This window comes from Pedobacter steynii (assembly GCF_900103665.1).
Classification (GTDB): Bacteria; Bacteroidota; Bacteroidia; order Sphingobacteriales; family Sphingobacteriaceae; genus Pedobacter; species Pedobacter steynii.
In genome coordinates this window covers 501301-524296 of record NZ_FNGY01000007.1, presented here as the reverse complement: position 1 = coordinate 524296, position 22996 = coordinate 501301, and the positions used below count along the sequence as shown (strand labels likewise).

22 protein-coding genes and 1 other RNA gene are annotated in these 22996 nt (G+C 41.9%); 17 read left to right on the top strand and 6 right to left on the bottom strand.

Translation table 11 applies throughout. The features are described 5' to 3' along the window. Nucleotides 1–16 precede the first annotated feature (16 nt). The 12 genes from BLQ87_RS21360 (at nt 17) to BLQ87_RS21305 (ending at nt 12707) form a co-directional block, all read left to right on the top strand. Nucleotides 17–796: an HmuY family protein gene (locus BLQ87_RS21360; protein WP_074610757.1), complete on the top strand. Its 780-nt coding sequence runs from the start codon at nt 17–19 to the stop codon at nt 794–796. Nucleotides 797–818: 22 nt separating this feature from the next. After that, nucleotides 819–1781, top strand: coding sequence for a hypothetical protein (locus BLQ87_RS21355; RefSeq protein ID WP_074610754.1), 963 nt, complete (start codon nt 819–821; stop codon nt 1779–1781). Nucleotides 1782–1927: 146 nt separating this feature from the next. After that, on the top strand, nt 1928–2533 hold the full coding sequence (locus BLQ87_RS21350; RefSeq protein WP_074610752.1) for a hypothetical protein: 606 nt from the start codon (nt 1928–1930) through the stop codon (nt 2531–2533). Nucleotides 2534–2740: 207 nt separating this feature from the next. Further along, a complete protein-coding gene (locus BLQ87_RS21345; RefSeq protein ID WP_143010513.1) occupies nt 2741–3721 on the top strand; it encodes a hypothetical protein in 981 nt (326 codons plus the stop codon). A 17-nt stretch (nt 3722–3738) separates the two neighbouring features. Further along, nucleotides 3739–5265, top strand: coding sequence for a S41 family peptidase (locus tag BLQ87_RS21340; RefSeq protein WP_074610748.1), 1527 nt, complete (start codon nt 3739–3741; stop codon nt 5263–5265). A gap of 22 nt (nt 5266–5287) precedes the next feature. Next, entirely contained in the window at nt 5288–5608 is a 321-nt protein-coding gene (locus tag BLQ87_RS21335; protein ID WP_245723899.1) for a DUF6686 family protein, read from the top strand. 7 nt (nt 5609–5615) lie between these two features. Continuing rightward, complete coding sequence (locus tag BLQ87_RS21330) at nt 5616–6614, top strand: helix-turn-helix transcriptional regulator (protein WP_074610745.1); 999 nt, start codon at nt 5616–5618, stop codon at nt 6612–6614. Between the two features lie 167 nt (nt 6615–6781). Then, nucleotides 6782–8245, top strand: a complete 1464-nt coding sequence (gene gatB / locus BLQ87_RS21325; RefSeq protein ID WP_074610743.1) for an Asp-tRNA(Asn)/Glu-tRNA(Gln) amidotransferase subunit GatB — start codon at nt 6782–6784, stop codon at nt 8243–8245. A 4-nt stretch (nt 8246–8249) separates the two neighbouring features. Then, a complete protein-coding gene (locus BLQ87_RS21320; RefSeq protein WP_074610740.1) occupies nt 8250–9356 on the top strand; it encodes a TlpA disulfide reductase family protein in 1107 nt (368 codons plus the stop codon). A 105-nt stretch (nt 9357–9461) separates the two neighbouring features. Next, a complete protein-coding gene (locus tag BLQ87_RS21315) occupies nt 9462–10151 on the top strand; it encodes a response regulator transcription factor (protein ID WP_069380689.1) in 690 nt (229 codons plus the stop codon). Between the two features lie 29 nt (nt 10152–10180). Continuing rightward, on the top strand, nt 10181–10903 hold the full coding sequence (locus BLQ87_RS21310; RefSeq protein WP_074610738.1) for an RluA family pseudouridine synthase: 723 nt from the start codon (nt 10181–10183) through the stop codon (nt 10901–10903). Between the two features lie 10 nt (nt 10904–10913). Further along, complete coding sequence (locus tag BLQ87_RS21305) at nt 10914–12707, top strand: chloride channel protein (RefSeq protein WP_074610736.1); 1794 nt, start codon at nt 10914–10916, stop codon at nt 12705–12707. Nucleotides 12708–12772: 65 nt separating this feature from the next. Here the strand turns inward: BLQ87_RS21305 and BLQ87_RS21300 are convergent, their stop codons facing one another. From BLQ87_RS21300 to BLQ87_RS21275, 6 genes are all read right to left on the bottom strand, one after another. Beyond that, complete coding sequence (locus BLQ87_RS21300; RefSeq protein ID WP_074610734.1) at nt 12773–14176, bottom strand: sigma-54-dependent transcriptional regulator; 1404 nt, start codon at nt 14174–14176, stop codon at nt 12773–12775. 65 nt (nt 14177–14241) lie between these two features. Then, nucleotides 14242–14616, bottom strand: an RNA gene (rnpB, locus tag BLQ87_RS21295) — RNase P RNA component class A. Between the two features lie 32 nt (nt 14617–14648). Next, a complete protein-coding gene (locus BLQ87_RS21290) occupies nt 14649–15290 on the bottom strand; it encodes a hypothetical protein (protein WP_074610732.1) in 642 nt (213 codons plus the stop codon). Between the two features lie 139 nt (nt 15291–15429). Further along, nucleotides 15430–16074 (bottom strand): hypothetical protein, encoded by a 645-nt coding sequence (locus BLQ87_RS21285; protein ID WP_074610729.1) that lies wholly within the window; start codon nt 16072–16074, stop codon nt 15430–15432. Between the two features lie 315 nt (nt 16075–16389). Beyond that, nucleotides 16390–16812 carry a c-type cytochrome gene (locus tag BLQ87_RS21280; RefSeq protein ID WP_074610727.1) on the bottom strand — a complete coding sequence of 141 codons (423 nt, stop codon included), beginning with the start codon at nt 16810–16812 and terminating at the stop codon, nt 16390–16392. Between the two features lie 2 nt (nt 16813–16814). Further along, nucleotides 16815–17468: an SCO family protein gene (locus BLQ87_RS21275; RefSeq protein WP_074610724.1), complete on the bottom strand. Its 654-nt coding sequence runs from the start codon at nt 17466–17468 to the stop codon at nt 16815–16817. A 194-nt stretch (nt 17469–17662) separates the two neighbouring features. Here BLQ87_RS21275 and BLQ87_RS21270 point away from each other — a divergent pair, with 194 nt between their 5' ends. The 5 genes from BLQ87_RS21270 (at nt 17663) to kdpA (ending at nt 22993) form a co-directional block, all read left to right on the top strand. After that, nucleotides 17663–18271, top strand: a complete 609-nt coding sequence (locus tag BLQ87_RS21270; RefSeq protein WP_074610722.1) for a GNAT family N-acetyltransferase — start codon at nt 17663–17665, stop codon at nt 18269–18271. 151 nt (nt 18272–18422) lie between these two features. Next, entirely contained in the window at nt 18423–19565 is a 1143-nt protein-coding gene (locus tag BLQ87_RS21265) for a M20/M25/M40 family metallo-hydrolase (RefSeq protein WP_074610720.1), read from the top strand. 20 nt (nt 19566–19585) lie between these two features. Further along, on the top strand, nt 19586–20917 hold the full coding sequence (locus tag BLQ87_RS21260; protein WP_074610718.1) for a sigma-54-dependent transcriptional regulator: 1332 nt from the start codon (nt 19586–19588) through the stop codon (nt 20915–20917). 269 nt (nt 20918–21186) lie between these two features. After that, entirely contained in the window at nt 21187–21264 is a 78-nt protein-coding gene (locus tag BLQ87_RS33580; protein ID WP_073235656.1) for a potassium-transporting ATPase subunit F, read from the top strand. 10 nt (nt 21265–21274) lie between these two features. After that, entirely contained in the window at nt 21275–22993 is a 1719-nt protein-coding gene (kdpA, locus tag BLQ87_RS21250) for a potassium-transporting ATPase subunit KdpA (RefSeq protein WP_074610716.1), read from the top strand. Nucleotides 22994–22996 lie beyond the last annotated feature (3 nt).

Below are 22996 nucleotides of genomic sequence, written 5' to 3'. Positions count from 1 at the left end.
ATCATTATAGAAAGAGATGAACACGTCGAAATTTTTAAAGAAAAATACAGGAATGCTGATGCTGGGACTGCTGCTTTCCTTCAGCATGTCCTGCTCCAAGAATGATAACCCGGTAACAGAAAAGCCAGATCCGGTAGACACGGTAAAGCCTCCTGTAACTCCTCCGCAACCATCTGGTAAAATCCCCTTTTATAAGCTGCAGCGAGTAGAAAATCTGGCGGTTGAAACCGATGATAAAAACCCTACACAAGCTAAGCCTGCTGCTTATTTTAGTCTGGACAATAAAGAAGAAGTTCCGGCATCCTATGCCAAGACTGCACGTTGGGATGTCGCATTCACCGGCCTTTATAACAGTTTTCTTTCCGGAAATAATGGTGCTGACGGAACCAATCAGGGATATGGTGGTAGTGGAAAAGGAGGGGTCATCGTCCTGAAAAAGCCCTTCGAGGAAGTAACCGATGTACCCTCGGAAAGTGATTTTAAAACTAAAGGAAATGTGGTTGGAACAGATGATCTGGGTGCTTTCGGAGAAGGTACAGGTTGGTATTTGTACGATTTTGGGGGTACCATACGTGGCGATGGAAGTCTGCAGAAAACACATGTTGCCTATGCTTTGCCGGAGATGCGAACAATCATTATCCGTACTGCTACCGGTAATTATGCGAAAGTCAAAATGATCAGCTGTTACAAAGATGCTTTTACTGCAGATAAATGGTTTAAAGATACGCCACACATGTTTTTCACCTTCGAATACGTACTGGTACCTAAAGGCAGCACCAAATTTGAAATTAAATAATAAGACCAATTCTGATATCAAAATGAAATTAAATCATATACTTATTCTGTTTTGCCTGACGGCATCCACTTTGCTTGTGGCCTGTAAAAAGAAGATTGATTATCCAGCTCAGCCAAACAGTAAAATTGAATCCTTTAAAGTCCCTGTATCTGATGGAGAAATCACCGGGGTAATTGACGAAAGTGATCAAACCATTACGGTGTATCTTCCTTTTTTCTACCAGCTGGATGTGATTGACCCTAAAATAAAACTGGCTGAAGGTGCGGTTCTGAAGGAGACGGTTGTTCCTGTTGATGTAATGGATACCAAAACGACTTATACAGTTGTTGGTGCAGATAAGACCAGTTCAACCTACAAACTGATCATTAACATTCAGCAAATCACTCCGCTGGTGCTGGACGAGGTTTCGACAGCAGGCAACACCAGTAAATGGGGAATAGGGAATGGATTTATTGCAGTGAGCGGCAATTTTAACACTACAGATGTAACCAAAGTCAAGGTTTATCTCGTGGGAACAGATGGGAAAGAGATTGCCCTTGTACCAAGTGCCAGCTCCACTACCGGAATTGGAGTGGCTTTAACGCCCTCCGGAAAAACATACCGCCTGGCAAATTTGCAGGTGCCTCAAACTGTTGATCCTGGAATCTATAAGTTAAGAGCAAAGGTTTATTCTCTGGTTAGTGAAGCTAAATATCCGGTGGAAATCGTGTATGGCAGGCCACAGGTCACTTATGCCGGGGTGACCGCCAAATCCGGCGAGACATTCAAGATTACCACCAAAGCAGAGGTATTTCATCAGTTTTCTGAATTCAGCATTATGGTTAAAGGGCAGAAAACAGTATTGCCGATCGTTTCTTATAACAGGACAGAGGCGGTGATCAGGGTTCCTGAAGAAGTCCCTGCAGGGGTGTATCAACCGACACTCAGATTTGAAGGATGGCCAGCCACCACATTCGGCTGGACGGTCACAGTAACACCTAGATAACAATAGAAAAAAACAATCCGGGAAGCTTTCCCATATATAATTATCCTTAATTAAAAACAAGATGAAATCATCATGAGCTTACAGATCATACAACGAAATGTATAACAAGATCGTTTCATCACCATTAAAAAAACAAATAAAAAATTATGAAAAATAACTTATTAAAATTAACACTAGGCGTGGCGATGATCGCCGTATTAGGTACAGCTTGTAAAAAAGAAAACGAAGGAACTCCTGATCAGAAATTAGCCTTAAATGAAGCTAAAGCAGTAATCCCTGTTGATGGAACAGCAGCAGGTCAGGTAACCAATTCTTCAGCATCTCCAACAGCATGGACCGCAGTTAACTATAGCTTGTTAAACAACGCTACTGCACCTGCGCTTACTGCTCAGGTAAAATTCGAAAGTAACTTTAATGGAAACATCACAAAGTTAAGCGGATACGCTTTAGGTTATTATGATTCACCATCAGTAACCAATGTAAGTGGCATCACTTTAACTGATATTTCATCAGTATCTCTTGGACTGAGCACTTTAGGAAGCAATTCTACGACAACGGTAGGATGGTATGACTATAACAGAACTACCCGTGTGATTACTCCGGTAGCTCAACGTTATGCTGTTGTGGCTAACAATACTTCAATTGCAGCAGCAACTGCGGTATATGTGGTACAACTGGATGCTGTGACTCCAACTGGAACAACTGGTCCGTTCACGACTACAGTAGACTTCCATACAAAAAGATTAAAATAGAAAATAAAAGAGGGACGCCATCTTCAAATATCGTCCCTCAAAAAGAGCCCCGGTGCTCAGCATAAAACTTAAAGCAAGGTGATTGCAAATCCCGGATTGTTTTTTACAACATACAGCTGCATCGCAGCTGCTACCAGTCTTCGCCAGACTCTAATAAGGCGCTAATGTATATAAAAAAATAAATATCTGTATTTCAACTAAAAATATATGACACTAATTCGGTTCATTAAGTATGGTAAGCCGGCTCTTGTAAAGCCATTAATGATCTTCTTTTTAATGCTTGCATTTACGGCCTGTAAAAAGGAACAGCAGCCTTCTCCTTATTCCAATATCGTGAATTTTGCTATTAAAGATGCGAAAGGTGAAACGCTGAAGGCAGGGATCGAAAATAATGAAATCGTATTGTACTGGCCACCGGAACAGGCAATTCCGGAGTTTATCAGTCCGGTGATTACTGTGGCAGAAGGTGCGGAGATTCAGCCTGCATCGGGAATAAAGGTGGCCTTTAAAGATGGAACTACTTATACCGTCCGTGCTAAGAATGGAAGTATAACAACGTATAAAATAAAGACAAAAATTAATTCCGTAATGCCTTATGTCAGAAGCGTAAACTTTAAAGTGTACAAAGGAAAAACATTTCTGAGCAAAGCAAGTTCAGTCACGGTTAGTGGTGATTACTTCTCCACCGACCTCAATTTGATCAAAGTCTTTTTAGTAGCAAAAGACGGTAAAGAAGCGGAAGTTAAAGTTGAGACCGTAAATCCGATCAGTATTACTTTTACCGCTGATGGTCCTGTTGGTGATTACCGGAGACTGAAGGTAATCAGCAATAACCGTACGGTAAACTATGAACAGGACTTTGAGCTTGCTCCGGAGCTCCTGTTTCCCAAATTAACCAGCATTTCCTTTGAACAGCCGCAAACCTTAAAACGTGGCGATCAGATTAATGTAAAAGGAGGAACCGATGCTGATCTGGCGAATGCAATTGGTTTTTATGATGTAAATACCGGAACGGAATATCCATTGATCATAAAGGAAAAGCGTAAAGATGGCTGGATTTTACAAATTCCTTCAGACCTGCCATTGGGCGTTTATTCTTTCTTATACTTTTATTTTCCGGATACGGCTTATGCAGATGGCGGAGCGGCATTGGTCGACTTTCCCGCGCCAGTGACCATTGTACCCTAAACCTTAAATAAAACGGTATGAAGCTGATCCAAAATTCTCTTAAACTGACCGGAATAATGCTCCTCGTGTTTGGTATTTCCGCTTGTAAAAAGAGGGACATATTGCCTGAAGACCGGCCAATCTCTCCTTCGACGGGGACGGTCGCAGAGTTGACACTGGATTCGATTTATCTGTATTCCCTGCAGACCTATCTGTGGAATGAGGCTTTGCCTTCCTATTCTGAATTTAATCCCAGGAAATATATCGGTGCAGGGAATGATTTTGGAAACTTTAAGCAGGAATTGTTCGACATCAGTCAGATGAAGAAGAATCCTGTTACAGGGACAGCTTATGAACAACCACTTTTTGCCGCAGTGCCCAAGTATTCTTTTATTCAGGAAGGGAACACTTACGGAAGTGTGGTAGCGGCAATTGCGCTGGGAGCAAAGGGGAATGATCTGGGTTTTGAGGCTACATCAATGGGAGGATCCGTTTATATCAGTGCAGTTAATCCGGGTTCTGCTGCAGATCTGGCTGGCCTGTTAAGGGGATTTCGTTTAACAGAGGTTAATGGGCAGCAAGCCAGCCCTGCGATGGCCGAACAGGCACTGAAGGAGTCGCAGGTATCGATCGCATATGAGCGCCCCGATGGAAGTAAGGGCGCAGCCATCGTCGTTCGAGGCGCGTACAAGAGTCATGGTTTGCTGAAATCTCAGGTATTAAACAAAGAAGGCCGCAAGTTTGCGTACTTGTCACTCGCCAAGTTCGAACGCCTGGATGACGTGAAATCTGAATTAGATCAGGCCTTTCTTAAATTCTCCGCAGAACAGCCTACAGATATGATTGTAGACCTTCGTTATAATGGTGGTGGTTATGTAGAAACAGCTGAATATCTCGCCAACCTGATGGCGCCTTCCTCATTGAATGGAAAGGTAATGTACGCCAAACATTTCAACACCCTTTTACAGCAGGGGAAAGGGACAATTTTAAAGCGACAGCTTTATTTTGATGAACACGGAAATCCGGCTTACATCAAAGGAAGAAGGGCGACAATGGCGGATGTTGATTTCAGCATTACAGGTAATACCAGCAACTTTAGCAAGCAGGGCGGAATGGAATCACTCAAAAACATTTATTTTATCGTAAGTAACCGGACTGCATCGGCGAGTGAATTGCTGATCAACAGCTTTAAACCTTATGTCAATCTGAAGCTGGTGGGCAGCCGGACTTACGGAAAACCTGTAGGTTTTTTTGGGATCAACATTAACCGGTATACGCTATATCTTTCTAATTTCCTGATCAGGAATGCTGCAAATGAAGGGGAATATTACACTGGATTTTTACCCGACCTGGTTGCTGCCGATGATGTCGGCCATGATTTTGGTGACCCGGAAGAGGAATGTCTCAAAGGCGTGTTCGCCGAAATATACGGGCCACCTAAAGTAAATGCCCGGACACAGCAAAAAATGAGTGTTACTGAAAATACAAATAAAATCGCCCCTGATCCAATAATGGACAAGGGGTTTCGTGGTATGATTACCTCCAGGTTAAAACTTAAAAAATAATGATGAATTAATTGATAATGGCATGTGTAAAACAAGAGTATTGAGTACTAAAGGGGAAACGGTAGTGAGCAGCTGCCAGGGATGTAAAATGTATTATTTATGGCACAATAACCTGCTGTTGAATTTCACTAAGGAAGCCTTTGAATCGTTTAGGGAAGTGGTCAATAGCCTTCCTTTTCATAAGAACAGTCTTCCCTTTCCCGATGATGAAGAAAGGATCATTTTACATACCCCCAATGACGACATCTGCTTTGCCTTTTGTTATGATGAATTTGAAACGTTTAAGCAGGCGATAGATGAAGCCATATACATGAATGAAGTGTATGTGCTGATGAGTAAATAAAGGAAGCATGAAGATTAAATCGAAAATAGAAGGTTCAGAAGATTGGTTGTTTATAGAAGAGATTCCGGAAATGTATGCGCCGAATACCCCGCTTTCGGAAAAGAACATTAACATCCGGATTCCTGCGGTACAGAAGCTGGTCAATTACCAGTTGAGTGCTGGTGGCCTCTTTCTGGTGCATTCTACCATGCAGTTTAATGAGCCGGTAAAAGTGCTTTCCGAGGTGGAAGGAGAGACCATTACCTCTCAGTTTATCTTTTATGGCTCAAATGCTGCAGGAGATAAAACGGCGGCAAAAAGCAGCAGGCGCACGGGAAGCAGGCACAACATCCGTTACATTCCTTCCCTGAAAGGGAAATATCCCATGCTGCCGGATATTGAATACAAATACTTTTTACTCGTGCTTTCCAGATCCTATTATTTTCATTTGATTGACCAGCACTCTATGCTGCATACCGACTTTGTGCGGGAAATTCTAAAGGGAAAATATACCTCATTTGCGGCCAAAGACCTGTCTGTAACCGGGGAAATGAGGCGGGTGATCAATGACATTTGTGAATGCAAAAGGACAGGAGAGCTGAAGCGTTTACACACAGAGTCAAAAATTCTGGAATTGCTGATGTTGCAGCTAGAGCAGATGCAATCGGGAGTAGAGGTAGAAAAATACCTGATCAAGCAGGATGACCTGAAAAAGATTGAACATGCCAGAGCAGTTCTCGATGAAAGTTACCGCTATCCGCCCACGATTATAGAATTGTCTAAATTAGTGGCTTTAAATGAATTTAAGCTCAAGCGTGGATTTAAAGAATACTACGGTACCACGATCTATGGATATGTTACGAGATTAAGAATGGAACAGGCCAAAAGCCTGATCCTGGAAGAGAAAATGAGCATTGGCCAGGTTGCAAATGCGGTAGGTTTCAATCATCAGAGTCATTTAACAGATGCTTTTAAACGCTATTTCGGTATTTTGCCGAGTGAGGTAAATCAGGGACAGGAGTCCTGAGTGAATTGTTAAAAACAGAAGTTGAAAATGATGACCTATGAAAATATGTTCGATTGAATTTTCTGTTTGGCAATGGTAATAATACGGTGAACATGCTTATGTAACGCACAATTGGTTATATTTGTCTATCTAATCCATCGAAATTTAAGTTAAATCATTGCCGATAAATGAGTACGAATGCCCTAGTTTCTTCATCAGAATTTGAATTGGTATCTGGTCTGGAAATCCACGTACAGCTGAATACACAAACAAAGATCTTCTCTTCAGATAGTGCTTCTTTTGGTGCTAAACCGAATGAACACATTTCTGCAGTCTCCCTTGCCTTGCCGGGTGCGTTACCAAAACTCAATAAAGAGGTGGTCGCCAAAGCAGTCCGTATGGGACTTGCGTTAAACTGTACAATCAACCAGTTGAATTATTTCGACCGGAAGAATTATTTCTATGCAGATTTGCCTAAGGGATATCAGATTACGCAGGACAATAAGCCCATTTGTCAGAATGGATTCCTGATGGTTACCCTGGCCAATGGAGAAGAAAAGAGAATCGGGATCAACCGGATTCACCTGGAAGAAGATGCCGGGAAAAGCTTACACGATCAGGACGATCAGTATTCTTTTGTCGACCTGAACAGGGCCGGAGTACCACTCATTGAGATTGTGACCGAGCCTGATATCCGCTCTGCGGAAGAAGCCTCAGCCTTGTTAACTGAAATGAGGAAGCTCGTGCGTCACCTGAATGTGAGTGATGGCAATATGGAAGAAGGCAGTTTGCGTTGCGATGCGAACATCTCGATCCGTAAAAAAGGAACCACCGAATTTGGAACGCGCTGTGAGGTGAAAAACCTGAACTCTATCCGTAATGTGCGCAGGGCGATGGAATTTGAATTTAACCGTCAGGAGCAAGTGATTACCGAGGGAGGACGCATCATTCAAAGCACGCTTAATTTTGATGCAGATCAGGGGACAACCTCGCCAATGCGGACTAAAGAAGAGGCTAATGATTACCGTTATTTCCCCGACCCGGATCTTCCGCCCATCCATATTTCTGATGAATGGCTGGCACAGATCAAGGCGGAAATGCCTGCATTACCGGCGGAAATTTCTAAACGTCTGGTGGCAGAATTTGGGGTGAATGCTTCTGAAGCGGCCATGCTTTCCGAAGATCATGAATTGCTGAGTTATTTTAACGGGGCTTTAGCCCATGTAAACCATAAGAAAAGCCTGGTAAACTGGCTAACAGGAGCAATCCGGGCTTTATTGAATGAACAGGGCATCAGCATTGCTGATTTTAAACTGGCACCGGTACAACTCGCTGGATTGATCAACCTTGTGGATGATAAAAAGATTACCCAGCAGATTGCTTTACAACAACTGCTTCCGGAATTGATCAAACACCCGGATTCGGTAGCTGCTGAACTGGCGGCAACGTTAAACCTGCTGATTGCCGAAAATGGGGATGAGTTGTCTGGGTTTGTAGCCGAAGTGCTGTCGAAATACCAGCCTCAGGTGGAAGCTTATAAAAAAGGTAAAAAGGGCGTATTAGGTCTTTTTGTTGGGGAAGTGATGAAACTTGCCAAAGGAAAAGCAGACGCTCAGAAAATAAATGAATTGTTACAGGATAAATTAAAGTAAAGAGATGAAAAGAATCAGTTATCTATTATTGTTATGCCTTGCCTTTGCTGCATGTAAAGACAAAAGTAAATTTATGATCAGCGGGGAATTTAAAAATGCAACCCCAAAAAGTAAAGTTTATTTATTTGGTTTACAAAAAGACAATGTGCTGCCTTTAGATTCTACCGTGTTTTCGGAAAAAGGAGCGTTTAAATTCTCTCACAGCACTCCTGGGGTAGATTTTTTCAGGATCTCTGCCGGAAATAGTGAATATATGATCATTGCCAAGAACGGTGACGACATTAAGATCTCTGCTGATTTATCCGATAAGAATTTAGCTTATAAATTATCCGGTGCTGCGGAAGCAGATAAACTGGAGGAGCTGAACGTGACCAAACACCAGTACATGACAAGGATTGCAGCGATTCAGGCCCAGTTTGATGAGACGGTAGCTTCACAACCTCAGAACAGGGACATGATCATGGAACAGATGAGGCCAAAATATACAGAAGAAATCGAAGGACTGAATAAAGCAGTGTTAAAGTTTGCTCAGGAGAATTCCAGTTCTTTGGCCGGTTTTTATGCCATTAACTTATTAAACCCATCGGAATATGAGAAAGAGATGGTGGCTTATTCTGACAAGATTAAAAGCAGTTTCAACGACAATGCTGCGGTAACTGAGTTTTTGGTGAAGATGGCGAAGCTGAAAGCTTTACAGATCGGACAGCAGGCGCCCGACTTTACCATTAATGGTTTGGACGGAAAACCAGTGAAATTGACCGATTTCAAAGGTAAATATGTATTGCTGGATTTCTGGGCTTCCTGGTGTATGCCTTGTCGCCAGGAGAATCCAAACCTGGTAAAAGCCTACAATACTTACAAAGGAAAGAACTTTACCGTGCTTGGAATTTCATTAGATAAAGATCCTGGTGCCTGGAAAAATGCCATTGCTGCAGATCAGCTGGCCTGGTCTCATGCCGGAGAGTTGAAAGATTTTGAAGGTCCGACGGTAAGGTTGTACCAGATTGAAGCGATCCCAAGTTCCTTTTTATTAGATCCTAACGGTAAAATTCTGGCTAAAAACCTACGTGGTGAAGAGCTGGAGGCTTTCTTAAATAAAACTTTACGATAACCCTAAATTCATGTTAATATATAGGAGGTTCTTAACAATTTGTTAACTTTGTGCTAACGGTATATTATAATTGATTACCTATTTTCGTAACAAATAATTAAAGCTATGAGCACCGTAAAACAGAAGATACTTATTGTTGATGATGAACCAGATATTTTAGAGTTAATAGAATATAACTTGAAAAAAGAAGGTTATCAGGTTTTTTTGGCCAGTAATGGCCAGGAAGGGATTACGGTTGCTAAGAAAGTTCATCCCGATCTGATCATTCTCGACATCATGATGCCTAAAATGGATGGGATCGAGGCCTGCAGGTTAATGCGTGCCATTCCGGAGTTTAAAAATACGTTTATGGTATTTTTAACGGCCAGAAGTGAGGAGTATTCAGAGATTGCCGGTTTTAATGTTGGTGCCGATGATTACATTGCTAAACCAATTAAGCCACGGGCATTGATTAGTAGGATTAATGCCATATTAAGAAGAAATTCAAGTGCAGATGAAGTTTCTGATAATAAAGTAGAAATTGGTGATTTGGTGATCGACAGAGAAGCTTATCTTGTTTTTCAAGGCGGACAGAAAGTGGTTTTAGCGAAAAAAGAATTTGAATTGTTGTACTTGCTGGCTTCTAAACCTGGAAAAGTATATACCAGGGAATCTATTTTGAAAAACATTTGGGAAGACTCTGTAGTAGTAACCAACCGTACAATTGATGTACATATCCGCAAGCTTCGTGAGAAATTAGGGGAACGATATGTGGCAACAGTGAAGGGTGTAGGCTATAAATTCGAACTTTCTTAGTATTTTTGTACAGTATTAAATTTACTGTATTGAAATATCCTTCTTTTAAAGATCTTATCCTATTCGAAAACGATGATTATATCGTTGTAAATAAACCTCCATTTGTAGCCTCGCTGGATGAGCGTGGCGGATCAGGCGAGGTCAATATATTACGTTTGGCAAAGCAGTATTCTGCTGACGCACAGGTATGTCATCGTTTAGACAAAGAAACTTCAGGTGCGATTATTATAGCAAAAACACCTGAAGCTTATCGCTCTGTAGCGATGCAATTTGAAAAACGTAAAGTAAACAAAGTATACCACGCAGTGGTAGACGGGCAGTTTACTTTTAACGAGCTATTTATCGACCTTCCTATCCTCAATGACGGGAATAAGAGCGTTACCATCGACAGAAAAGAGGGGAAACGTGCAGAAACCATATTTAATTCCATAAAAAATTACCGTCATTATACCCTGGTAGAATGTAAGCCGATTACCGGTCGTATGCACCAGATCAGGATTCACCTGGCCACCCAAAGGGCAGCGATTGCGGGAGATGACATGTACCGTGGAAAACCGGTTTTCCTTTCCAGCATGAAAAAAGGATACCGCATTGCCAAAGACGATGAAGAGTTGCCGATTATGAAGCGCTTTGCCTTACATGCCAGACATCTGGTGTTTAAAGGGCTGGATGGCGCTGACATTGTGATCGATGCCCCTTATCCGAAAGACTTTGCAACGCTCATCAAATTACTCGATAAATTTGACGCTTAAATAAACAGATATGTACGTACGGCTGGTAAATTATGTAGACGCAATTAACCAATACCGGAGGACGAAGATTTCAAACAGAAACTTTTTAGTGATTGCAGCACTGATTGTCGGCGTTCTTGCCGGGCTTGCTGCATCACTGCTGAAGACCATCACACACCATATTGAGGATTTCCTGCAAACAGGATTTCATTGGGAATACAAGTATTATCTATTTTTCTTCTTTCCTTTTATAGGGATCTTATTGTCGGTCATGTATGTCCGCAGGTTCATTAGAAAGGGAAAGTTTGAAACCGGTTTAACCCCTTTATTGTATACCATTTCCAGAAAATCAAGTAAGGTAGAGCCTCATAACATTTATTCCCAGATCATTACTGCCGCCATGACCGTTGGTTTTGGTGGATCGACAGGTTTGGAAGCGCCGATTGTAACGAGTGGTGCCGGGATTGGTTCAGTAGTTGGCCGTTTTCTCGGTTTATCTTACCGGGAGACCACCATGTTGCTGGCCTGTGGTGCTGCTGCGGGGATCGCTGGTGCATTTAACAGTCCGATTGCAGGGATTGTGTTCGCTATTGAAATTCTGTTGCCTGAGTTCACGATTCCGGCCTTTATTCCTTTGTTGCTTGCTTCTGCTACAGCAGCGGTAGTCGCAAGGTTATTTTACAATGAGCAACTGTTCTTCCTCGTTACCGAAGGATGGAAAATGGATGCCCTGATCTATTATGTGATCCTGGCTGTTTTAATTGGTTTCTTTTCCATCTATTTTACCAAGGCAAACAGCTTCATCAAAGGCTTCTTTTACAAGATCAACCACCCTTATAAGAAAGTCGTATTGGGTGGTTTGATGCTCGGATTACTCGTGTTTTTATTCCCTACTTTATACGGGGAAGGTTACATTACGATTAAGAATCTGTTAGGGGGAAATTACTTTGCGGTTATCAATAACAGCATCTTTTCTTCTTATAGTAACCTGCCATGGGTGGTGTTGTTGTTTACATTGATCACACTTTTCGCTAAATCTGCCGCCACACTGATTACTTTGGGTGCTGGTGGGAACGGAGGAATTTTTGCGCCAAGTCTGATTATGGGCGGGTTAATGGGATTTATGGTCGCTTATACAGTCAATACGCTTGGAATCGCTCATTTGAATGTGGCCAACTTTATTGTTGCAGGAATGGCCGCCTCATTAAGTGCCATTATGCATGCACCGCTGACCGGGATCTTCCTGATTGCGGAAATTACAGGTGGTTATGTCTTAATGGTTCCTTTGATGATCACTTCGGCAATTTCTTACCTGATCAACCGCAGTGCAAACAAGTATTCTATTTATACCAAGCCACTGGCAGAGAAAGGGGAGCTCTCTTCTCATGAAGATAAAGACACTACGGTATTGAACATGATGAAATTGAAATACCTGGTAGAACGTGATTACCTGGTGCTGAATGAAGACGATGTCATTGCTGAAAGGTTAAACGAAATTCTGCAATCTAAAAGAAATCTTTTTCCGGTGATCGGAGGGGAGGACTTGTGTTTTAAAGGCTTGATTTATGTAGAGGATGTGCTGAAGAAAGGCATTAACCATACGGATCAGCAGGAAATTAAGGTAGAAGAATTAATGGTTGCCGCTCCGGATACTTTACACCTTGATGATCCGATGAAAATCGTATTGCAGAAAATGGAAAAGGAAAATGCCTGGTTATTGCCCGTTTTAAATCATCAGGACAAGTACATTGGCTTTGTTTCTAAAACAGCGATCTTCAACAAGTATCGCGCATTGCTGAGCAGGCAGGCGGATTATATGGAATAGAGAAAATGTTTGATCATAAAAAAAGCCAACTTCAGGAAGTTGGCTTTTTCGTAGGTCTTGTATCTTTATTCTGTGGATCTTTTTAATCCGAATTTCTCAATCTTACTGTAAAGGTGACTGCGCTGAATGTCAATGTCATCGGCAGTTTTGGAAACATTCCAGTTGTTCTTTTCCAGTTTGAATTTGATGAATTCTTTTTCTGCATAATCCTTATAATCCTGGAAATTATTGAAGTTATCGTAGTTTGGCGTTGCCGTACGTGTAACGGTACTAGCCGATGAGCTGTGTGCAGCGCCGATATTTGTTCCTCCACCAGGATTTGCAAATGCAGCAACATCATGTTCTGTAATGGCTTTGTCGCTCAGGATGATTAAACGCTCAATCATATTGTGCAGCTCGCGGACATTTCCTGTCCAGGGTAAAGCCTGAAGTGCCGCCATTGCCGCATCACCGATCTTTTTAACCGGCATGCCGTAATCTTTACAGATTTCCTCCAGAAAGTTTTGCGCAATCTCCGGGATATCTTCCACACGTTCCGTTAAATGAGGAACATGGATATTGATTACATTTAAGCGGTGGTACAAGTCCATCCGGAAGTTGCCGTCTTCGATTTCTTTCAGCAGGTCCTTGTTGGTTGCTGCAAGTACCCTCACGTTCACTTCCAGTTCTTTCTCGCCGCCTACACGGCTGATTTTGTGTTCCTGTAGAGCACGCAATACCTTTGCCTGTGCAGAAAGGCTCATGTCGCCAATCTCATCCAGAAAAAGTGTTCCGCCGTTTGCCAGTTCAAATTTACCAATCCTTTGTTTTACGGCAGAGGTAAAAGACCCTTTCTCATGACCAAATAGTTCACTTTCAATAAGTTCTGAGGGGATTGCAGCACAGTTTACTTCTATTAAAGGGCTGTCCGCACGGTTAGATTTCTCATGTAACCACCTTGCAACAAGTTCTTTACCACTACCATTTGCACCGGTAATTAATACACGGGCATCAGTAGGGGCAACACGTTCAATGGTTTCTTTGATCTTTCCAATGCTTTCGGAGCTGCCTAATATATCTCTTGTTTTACTTGCTCTTCTTTTAAGGACTTTAGTTTCAGTAACCAATGTACCTCTGTCGAGCGCATTTCTTACGGTAATCAGCAGCCTGTTTAAGTCAGGCGGTTTGGAGATGAAGTCAAAGGCTCCTTTTTTGCTGGCTTCGATAGCGGTTTCAACTGTTCCATGACCGGAGATCATGATGAAAGGAAGATCGGGACTATAGGCCAGTGCCTGTTCCAGCACTTCCATTCCGTCCATTTTATTCATCTTGATATCACATAATACCAGGTCGAATTTCTTTTTCTTAATCAGTTCTAAACCGTCTACACCATTATCAATATCGTCAACATCGTAGTTTTCATACTCTAAGATTTCGCGTAAAGTGCTTCTTATTGCCCGTTCATCATCAATTATTAATAATTTTGCCATAGGTAGTGCTCATCATTTTTATTAGATACGAATATATTACTTTTATCAACAAGGAGTGATAAAATAAAAAATGCAAGCCTGTAAGCCGGGTTCTGTAAACTGATTGCTCAGAATTTCTACCATTAATCCACTATAAATGTTGCCATTTATCTCTAACGACCTACCCGCTAACATCGGACGAGCAGCCCTACATGCGTTAGCCTATTTGGTCTTTCAACTCCCGGGGTTTACCAGCAATCCGGTTGCCCGGAATACTCGTGAGCTCTTACCTCACGTTTTCAACCTTACCTGTGCTTTACAGCCATCGGCGGTATGTTTTCTGCGGCACTTTCCATAACTCAGGTTTTCAACCCTAAGCCTCTTCCCGTTAGGAAGCGGGATGCTCTGTGTTGCCCGGACTTTCCTCTCCGATAAATCGCAGCGATAGAACGGCTTGCATTTTTTACGTTGCAAAGATATAAAAAAACAGCGTTTATCGAATAAAAGGCAGACTTCTTACCGCTTGTTCTATTAAATAATCGGATATATAAGTGTATTGTTCATCGTGATCGTAGAACCTCCACATTTGTTTTCCGGTTTGCCCGTCATAAAGTACAAGCGTAAGTGTATTCTTAACTACAGTTGAGGTACCTGGCATCTTTATCGAGAGTGAAGCAGTATCGATCTTCATCTGGCCCTCTCTAATAAAAGCATAACTTTCATAAAGGCCGGATAGGATGGCATCTACACCCAGAATTTTTGCAATTTCCTCTTTGGTATACTGGTCCAGCCTGCTGCTCATTTCTGATTTCAGCAGTAAGAGATTGGTTTTTTCAATGTCCTGAATTTCTACTTTCATCCGATGGGATTTGGGTAAGATATAACTATATAGTCTGGACTGATTGGCCAATCCGGTATTTTCAATTGCCTGATTTCTTTCGTTGAGGTATGGAACCTGGCTTTTAAAGCTTAATTGAGTTCCTACAGGTAAAATGGCAATTGTTTTATAATTCTTCATTGCTTTTTTAAGATCAGGACTGGTGTATACCTGTTTTGTCCTGGCAGGAAAACCGAATTGTGCATGGGCCATCATACCGATGCTCATTGCGATTAAAAATAAAAAGATCCTTTTCATTGGAATATGTTTTAATGATGATGAAGCAATCATAAGCAGGATTGCTTTATCGTCGGATTAAGAAGATGAGAATTGGCTGGTGATTCGTTTAGGGGGGGAGAAACTGAACCACCAAACCAATTCAGGGGTATTAAAATAATTACTTCGTATAAGGGAAGTTTCTGGAAACTTTTCTCATCATCCGGTCGATGAGCTCATCACTGGAGCTGAATACATCGTCGTTCATGCTTTTGAAGAACCTCCATAATAAATCTCCGGAAGGCCCGTCGTTGACCATCATCGTCAATGCACCGGAACCGGTTTTGCTTCCCATTCCTCCAAATAATACGGTGGTTACAATGGCTCCTGCTTCTGATTTTGACTGTTCTGCTTCGAACTTACCGGCGATGACCGCATCTACATTCAGCGCTTTAGCGATCTCATCTTTGGTAAATTCTCCCAATTTGTCCGTCATTCCTGCTTTCTTTAACAGCACGTTCGTTTTTTCCACGTCCTGAAATTCTACGGTATACTTTGAGGCTTTACGAAGCAGGAAAGTGTAGATGCTGGACTGAATAGAGTAAGCCTTTTCTCTTTCCTTCTCCCGGTTGGTTTCCAGATCGAAATCCCGGGGTTGCTTTTTGTAGGTCATCTTTACCTCGAAAGGTAAAATAGCCACCAATTTGTGGGTTTTAACTGCTTCCTGCAGTTTTGGACTGTTGAACACCTGTTTGGCATTCTCATACTGAGCGTTGGCGACCATACCAGTCACCATCGCTACAAATAGTAACAATGATTTTTTCATTTGATAGATTTTTAAAAAATCATCAATGCGTCTTTAGTCCATGGTTAGTGGGTTGGAACTCATAATGATCTCATTTGTGTGTGTAAACAATATTATGTAGAATCTTTTACATTATTATGAAATAAATAAAGACTATAGAATTTTCTGCAGCTCGTTTTTAAGAACTATGAAATGCTAAAACGTTATTATCCATGGAAAAACTCTGTTTTTCGGGAGGATAGCATTTGTAATATTTTTAGTGATATTCAGCCTGGGCTTGCTGAAGGGGCTTAATCAGCCCCCATGAGATGAGATTTGTTGCTTTTAAAGCAAGAATTATTTGCAGTTTTTCAGATCGCTGGAGGTTTGTTCCAAAGTATACATCCCTTGTTTATTCCCGAAAGAGTTGGTAATGTAAACGACAATCTGCGCGATATCTATTGCAGCCAGGGTTTGAAAATCCGGCATTTTACCTTCATATTTCTGACCATGGATGGTAATGGCCTCGCTCATTCCGTTTTTGATGTAGCAGGCTAATTTCTGTTTGTTTTCTTTTAAAAATACGCTGTCGGTCAGGGGAGGGGCTAAAGCACCCAGGCCTTCACCTTTGGCTCCATGGCAATTCTGGCAATATTTGATGTAATAGTCCCGGCCATTGGTATAATAGATGTCTTGTTTTACCTGATCTGCACTCTGGCAAGAGTAGATCATCGTGAGCAGGGTAAATAAGACAATGGTACTGATGAGTAGTTTTCGCATGGTTATTTTTTATCTTCAGCAAGTAACACAGGAATATCTTTCGTCAGTTGTTCTACCTGTTTTGGGTCTGTTCCATCATAAGCACCGCGAATGCGTTTTTGCTTATCAATCAGAACCAGCCATCCCTGGTGAATGTAACCGTCCCTTGCAGTAGTATCTTCCATCACAGCCACAAGGTAATTGCGTTCTGCCAGCTGATATACGCTATCTTTTGAACCGTATACAAATTGCCATTTATTGCCATCTACACCAAGTTTCTCTGCGTATTTTTTCAATACTGAAGGTTTATCGTATTTAAAATCGATGGTATGTGAAAGGTACATCACCTCCGGATTGTCTTTATATTTTTCAAATATGGTTTTCATATTCCTGTGCATCGTTGGGCAGATCGTGGTGCAGGAAGTGAAAAAGAAGTCGGCAATATAGATTTTGTCTTTGAACTGATCGTTCGTAATGTAAACACTATCCTGGTTTAAGAAACGAAATGCAGGAATGGTCTGATACACGGTATCTACGCCCATGGAACCATCTTCATTTTTAACGGATACCGCTTCTCTGGGGCCAAGGATTGGTAATTTTTTGTTGTTCTGGCAAGAAGAAACAAAGATTGCGAGCGCAAATAAAAACGATAACGGGAGGGAAAAGTTCAGCTTCATAATTTTATTATTATTGAATCCGCCAAAGGTAGCTAAAATGAAATTAACCCTGCCATTTTGATAAGGTTCACTATTGCCACAATAGCGTCATGAAATTATTATTCCACGCTCAGTTAATATTCACAGCGTGTTTTCTTCTTTTTGGCCCGATTGGGCACCCGGTTTGAACAGAGCTCCGGTAAAATAATTTAACAATGGAAAATCCAATGATCTTTGTGCGTATTGCTACCATAAATGATATAAAATACGTCGATGAAATAATTCAGGAAACGGAATCCTCTGCTATTGCCAGGGGATCTGGAATTTCAAAACGCAGCCCGGAATCTCTGGCTCAGAAAATCAGGGATGAGAAAGCAGTGATCGCGGTGACTACTGCCGGGGAATGGGTAGGTTTCGCTTATTTTGAAATCTGGGAGAACGGAAATTTCATCTCCAATTCGGGGCTTATTGTTTCCCCGAAATTCCGTAAAACAGGAGTGGCCAGGGCTATTAAGGACAGGATCTTCAGGATGTCAAGGAGAAGGTATCCCAATGCAAAAATCTTCAGTATTACTTCAGGCATTGCCATTATGAAGATGAACACTCAGTTGGGCTTTGAACCTGTCACCTTTGCGGAGATTACAAAAGATGCGTCCTTCTGGGAAGGTTGTAAAAGCTGTGTGAATTACGACATCCTTGAAGGCAAGAAAAAATGCAATTGTTTATGTACTGCAATGTTATTCGATCCGGAAAAAGTACAAAGGGAACAAGAGCTGTCGATGCCTGTTGAATCTTATCAGCGGTACCTTTCTAAAACCAATTAACGGGTCAGCAATACTTTTTTAAATCAATTGACTAAGTCAAATTTTCAAATTAAATCATGAAATCGTCAAGTCAAGTCAAGTCAAGTCAAGTCAAGTCAAGTCAAGTCAAGTCAAGTCAACAAATCAAATCAAATCATCAATCAAAAAGCATATGAATCCCAATTCCATTAAAAGCGCCGGCAGTTTGCCCGACTTATATACATTAACTGAAGACCCGCTCCAGTTGCTCAGAAAATTAATCTCTACGCCCTCATTCAGTACTGAAGAGGTGAATACTGCTGATCAGATCGAATCCTTTCTGATCCATCACGATGTGTTCACCTTTAGGAAATTCAATAACATCTGGTGTTACAACAGAAATTTCGATCCCTCAAAACCAACCCTTTTACTCAATTCTCATCACGATACGGTAAAGCCATCAAAAGCGTATCAAAATGATCCTTTTCATCCTTTTATCAAAGATGGGAAACTACATGGACTGGGAAGCAATGATGCAGGGGGCTGCCTCGTTTCTTTAATGGCGGCTTTTCTTCATTTCCATGAATTTACAGACCTGCCTTACAACCTTTGTTTTGCAGCAACCGCTGAGGAAGAAACTTCCGGAGAGAGAGGATTGAAATGTATCCTTCCGGAACTTCAGAACATCGCTTTTGCTATTGTGGGTGAACCTACACAAATGGAAATGGCAGTTGCAGAGAAAGGATCCATGGTGCTGGATTGTATCAGCTATGGTAAGCCCGGGCATGCTGCAAGGGAAGAAGGGGACAATGCGATCTATAAAGCCTTTGCCGATATGCAATGGTTTGCCGGTTTTATCTTTCCCATTGAAGGGGATTTACAGAGCCCGGTAAAAATGACGGTGACCGAGGTCAACGCCGGAATACAGCATAACATTGTTCCAGGAGAGTGTAATTTCACCGTGGACATCCGTTTTACCCATTCCTGGACACCTAAAGAAATATTGACCACCATTTATAACCATACCACCTGTAAAATCAATGTGCGTCCAAACGTGATGAATCCTTCCTTTATTGACGGGCAGCATCCTTTGGTCATGGCTGGAAAAGAGATTGGAAAGCACACTTATTGTTCGCCCACCAGTTCAGATCAGGGCTGGCTGGATGTTCCATCCATGAAAATGGGGCCTGGTGATTCTGCAAGGTCGCACATGGCGGATGAGTATATCTTTGTGGAGGAAATCAGGGAGGGAATCGCGACTTATATCTGGCTGCTGGAATCCCTATTTAGCAATCATGGAAAGAAGAAAAACCTACTTGTCTCAGATAATTATTAATATTGTCTAAATTATCAGCTATGCAAGATACGGTCCTCATAATAGACGACGAAAAGAAAATCTGTAGCCTCCTCGCGAGGATTATAGAACTGGAGGGATTTAAGGTGTTTCAGGCAAATACCGGAAAGGAGGGACTGAAGACCCTGACCACGCAGGAGGTTGACGTAGTGATCAGCGATGTGAAGCTACCCGATATCAATGGCGTGGAGCTGGTAAAAGAAATCAAAAAGATCAAACCTTATGTAGAAGTGATCAACCTTACCGCCTTTGGGACCATTTCGGATGGGGTCATGGCGATGAGGAATGGCGCTTTTGATTACATCACCAAAGGTGATGATAACGATAAAATCATTCCATTGGTCTATAAGGCGATGGATAAAGTAAAACTCCAGCGCAGGGTTTATGATCTGGAAAATAAAATCATTAAAAAACACAGTTTCGGGAGTATTCTCGGTCAGTCGAAGGCGATGAAAGAAGCGCTCGATCTGGCGCAGAAAGTTTCTGCAACGGATACTACGGTTTTGTTACTGGGGGAAACCGGAACGGGAAAAGAAGTCTTTGCCCAGGCGATTCATTATGAAAGCCCGAGAAAGATGAAGCCATTTGTGGCGCTGAACTGTAGCGGCTTTAACCCGGAGCTTTTGGAAAGTGAGCTCTTTGGATACAAACAGGGTGCTTTTACCGGTGCCATGAAAGACAAAAGAGGATTGCTGGAAGAAGCGAATGAAGGGACCCTTTTCCTGGATGAGATCGGAGAGATGAACCTCGACCTTCAGGCGAAACTGTTGCGGGTACTGGAAAATCAAACCTTTATTAAGGTTGGGGATACGCATACGAGTAAAGTCAATGTAAGGATCATTGCGGCAACCAACAGAAACCTTAAAGATGAGGCGGAAGCAGGAAAGTTTAGGTTAGACCTTTATTTCAGGCTTTCTGTATTTTCTATTGAATTGCCCAACCTTTCCCAGCGAAAAACAGATATTCTGATGATTGCAAAGCATTATTTGAAAGAATTTGCTGTCAAAGTGAATAAACCTGATTTTATCATGGATGATGCTTTTACAGAACTGCTGATGAAGCATGTCTGGAAGGGAAACATCAGGGAATTAAAAAATGTAATGGAAAGGGTGGTCATCCTTGCCGATGGAAATATAGTGACCGCGAGCCTGCTGCCTTATGAGTTTCATGCGGAGACGCAGGAGGAAGATTCTATGAAGATGCAGGTGATCGAAAAGCAGCATATCAATAAAGTATTGAAACATACCAGAGGTAATAAAACGGAAACCGCCAGGTTATTGGGGATTGGTCTGACCACCCTATACCGTAAAATGGAAGAGTATAAGATCAGCTAAGGCAAAAAAGCAATACCGTTCATTATGATAAAAAACCCTTCCAAAATGGAAGGGTTTTTTTGTTTATGATTTTTGGCATTTACCTGTTTTGTTGATTTATTGGCTTGTAATCAGTGTTTTAGGTCTTTGGCCTTTTCTCTGGTATGCCAATTGGCTATGGCTATCTAAAATAGCTAATTTATGTTAACAATCGCACTACTTCTCGCCCTGCTACTGATGTGCTGGGTATTCTACAAATCAATCGACTGGTTCGAAAAAATCTAACAATTATGATCGCATTATTTCTTATCGCAATCGCAGTATTTATCTACATGGTATACGTGCTGATTAAACCTGAAAAATTTTAATTAATTTATTATGAACACTGAATTACTTGGCATTATTGCCACCTACGGACTGACCTTGCTGATTGGAATACCACTAGGTATTTATCTGGCAAAGATGTTTGCAGGTGAGAAAGTCTGGACAGACTTTCTAAAACCCCTTGAAAAGGGTATTTATAAATTATCCGGAATTAATCCGGAAGAGTCGATGAACTGGAAACAGCATATGAAAGCGCTGTTGACCATCAATATGGTTTGGTTGGTATACGGATTTTTTGCCCTGATCTATCAGGATAAACTTCCTTTAAATCCAGATGGAAACCTTGGTCAGTCGCCGGATCTTGCCTTTAACAGTATCATCAGCTTTGTGGTCAACTGTAATTTACAACATTATTCAGGAGAAAGCGGGGCAACTTACTTCACGCAGCACTTCGTATTTATGTTCTTACAGTTTGTAAGCGCGGCTACGGGAATTGCAGCTGCAGTAGTCCTGTTTAAAGCCTTCAGGGATAAAACAACCACTAGTCTTGGTAACTTCTGGGTATTCTTTACCCGTTCTATCACCCGCTTATTATTACCACTATCTGTAGTGGTAGCGATTATTTTAGCCTTTAATGGTACCACAACAAGTTATGAGGGTAAAGACAAGTACATTTCCCTGCAGGGAGATACGGTAAATGTATCCAGAGGCCCTGCTGCTGGTTTCGTAGCGATCAAACACCTTGGTACCAATGGTGGTGGCTGGTTTGGTGTGAATAGCTCACATCCGATAGAAAATCCAAACTACCTGACCAATATGACAGAAGCCATCTCTCAGGTAATCATTCCAGTGGCGATGATCTTTGCCTTTGGATACTTTATCCGCAGGAAGAAAATGGCCTGGGTGATCTTTGGGATCATGACCCTGGGAATGATGCTCCTACTTGTTCCTACCGTTATCAGTGAAACCGGAGGCAGTCCTGCGATTGCAAAAATGGGTGTTTCTCAGTTAACGGGAGCAATGGAAGGGAAAGAGGTCAGGTTTGGGCCTACGGCTACCGCCTATTGGAGCACGGTCACCACGATCATTTCTACGGGTTCTGTTAATTCGATGCACGACAGTGCGATGCCATTGACTGGAATGTATCAAATGATTGCCATGATGATGAACTGTTTCTACGGAGGTTGCGGAGTCGGGATTCTGAACTATTTTATCTTTATCATCATTGCAGTTTTCATTTCCGGATTGATGGTTGGGCGAACACCGGAATTCCTCGGACATAAAGTAGAGGCCCGGGAAGTGAAGATTGCTTCAATCATTGCCTTATTGCATCCCTTTATTATCCTGGTAGGAACTGCATTGGCGGCTTATACGATTACTTATTTCCCGGATGCAAGCTGGGCAGTGAAACCGGCCAGCTGGTTAAATAACCCGGGATTCCATGGTTTCTCTGAAATGTTATATGAAAACACTTCAGCGGCTGCGAATAATGGTTCAGGCTTTGAAGGGCTTGGCGATAACAATACCTTCTGGAACGTGTTGACAGGTTTTGTGCTGATCCTTGGACGTTTCCTTCCTATCATCGGGCCTGTGGCCATCGCTGGATTACTGGCTTCTAAAAAATACATTCCGGAATCAGCAGGAACCCTAAAAACGGATACGTTAACTTTTGGGATGATGACTTTCGTAGTCATTGTAATCATCGCTGCACTAGCGTTTTTCCCTGCGCTGACTTTAGGCCCGGTAGCTGAATATTTTACCCTGATTAAATAACAC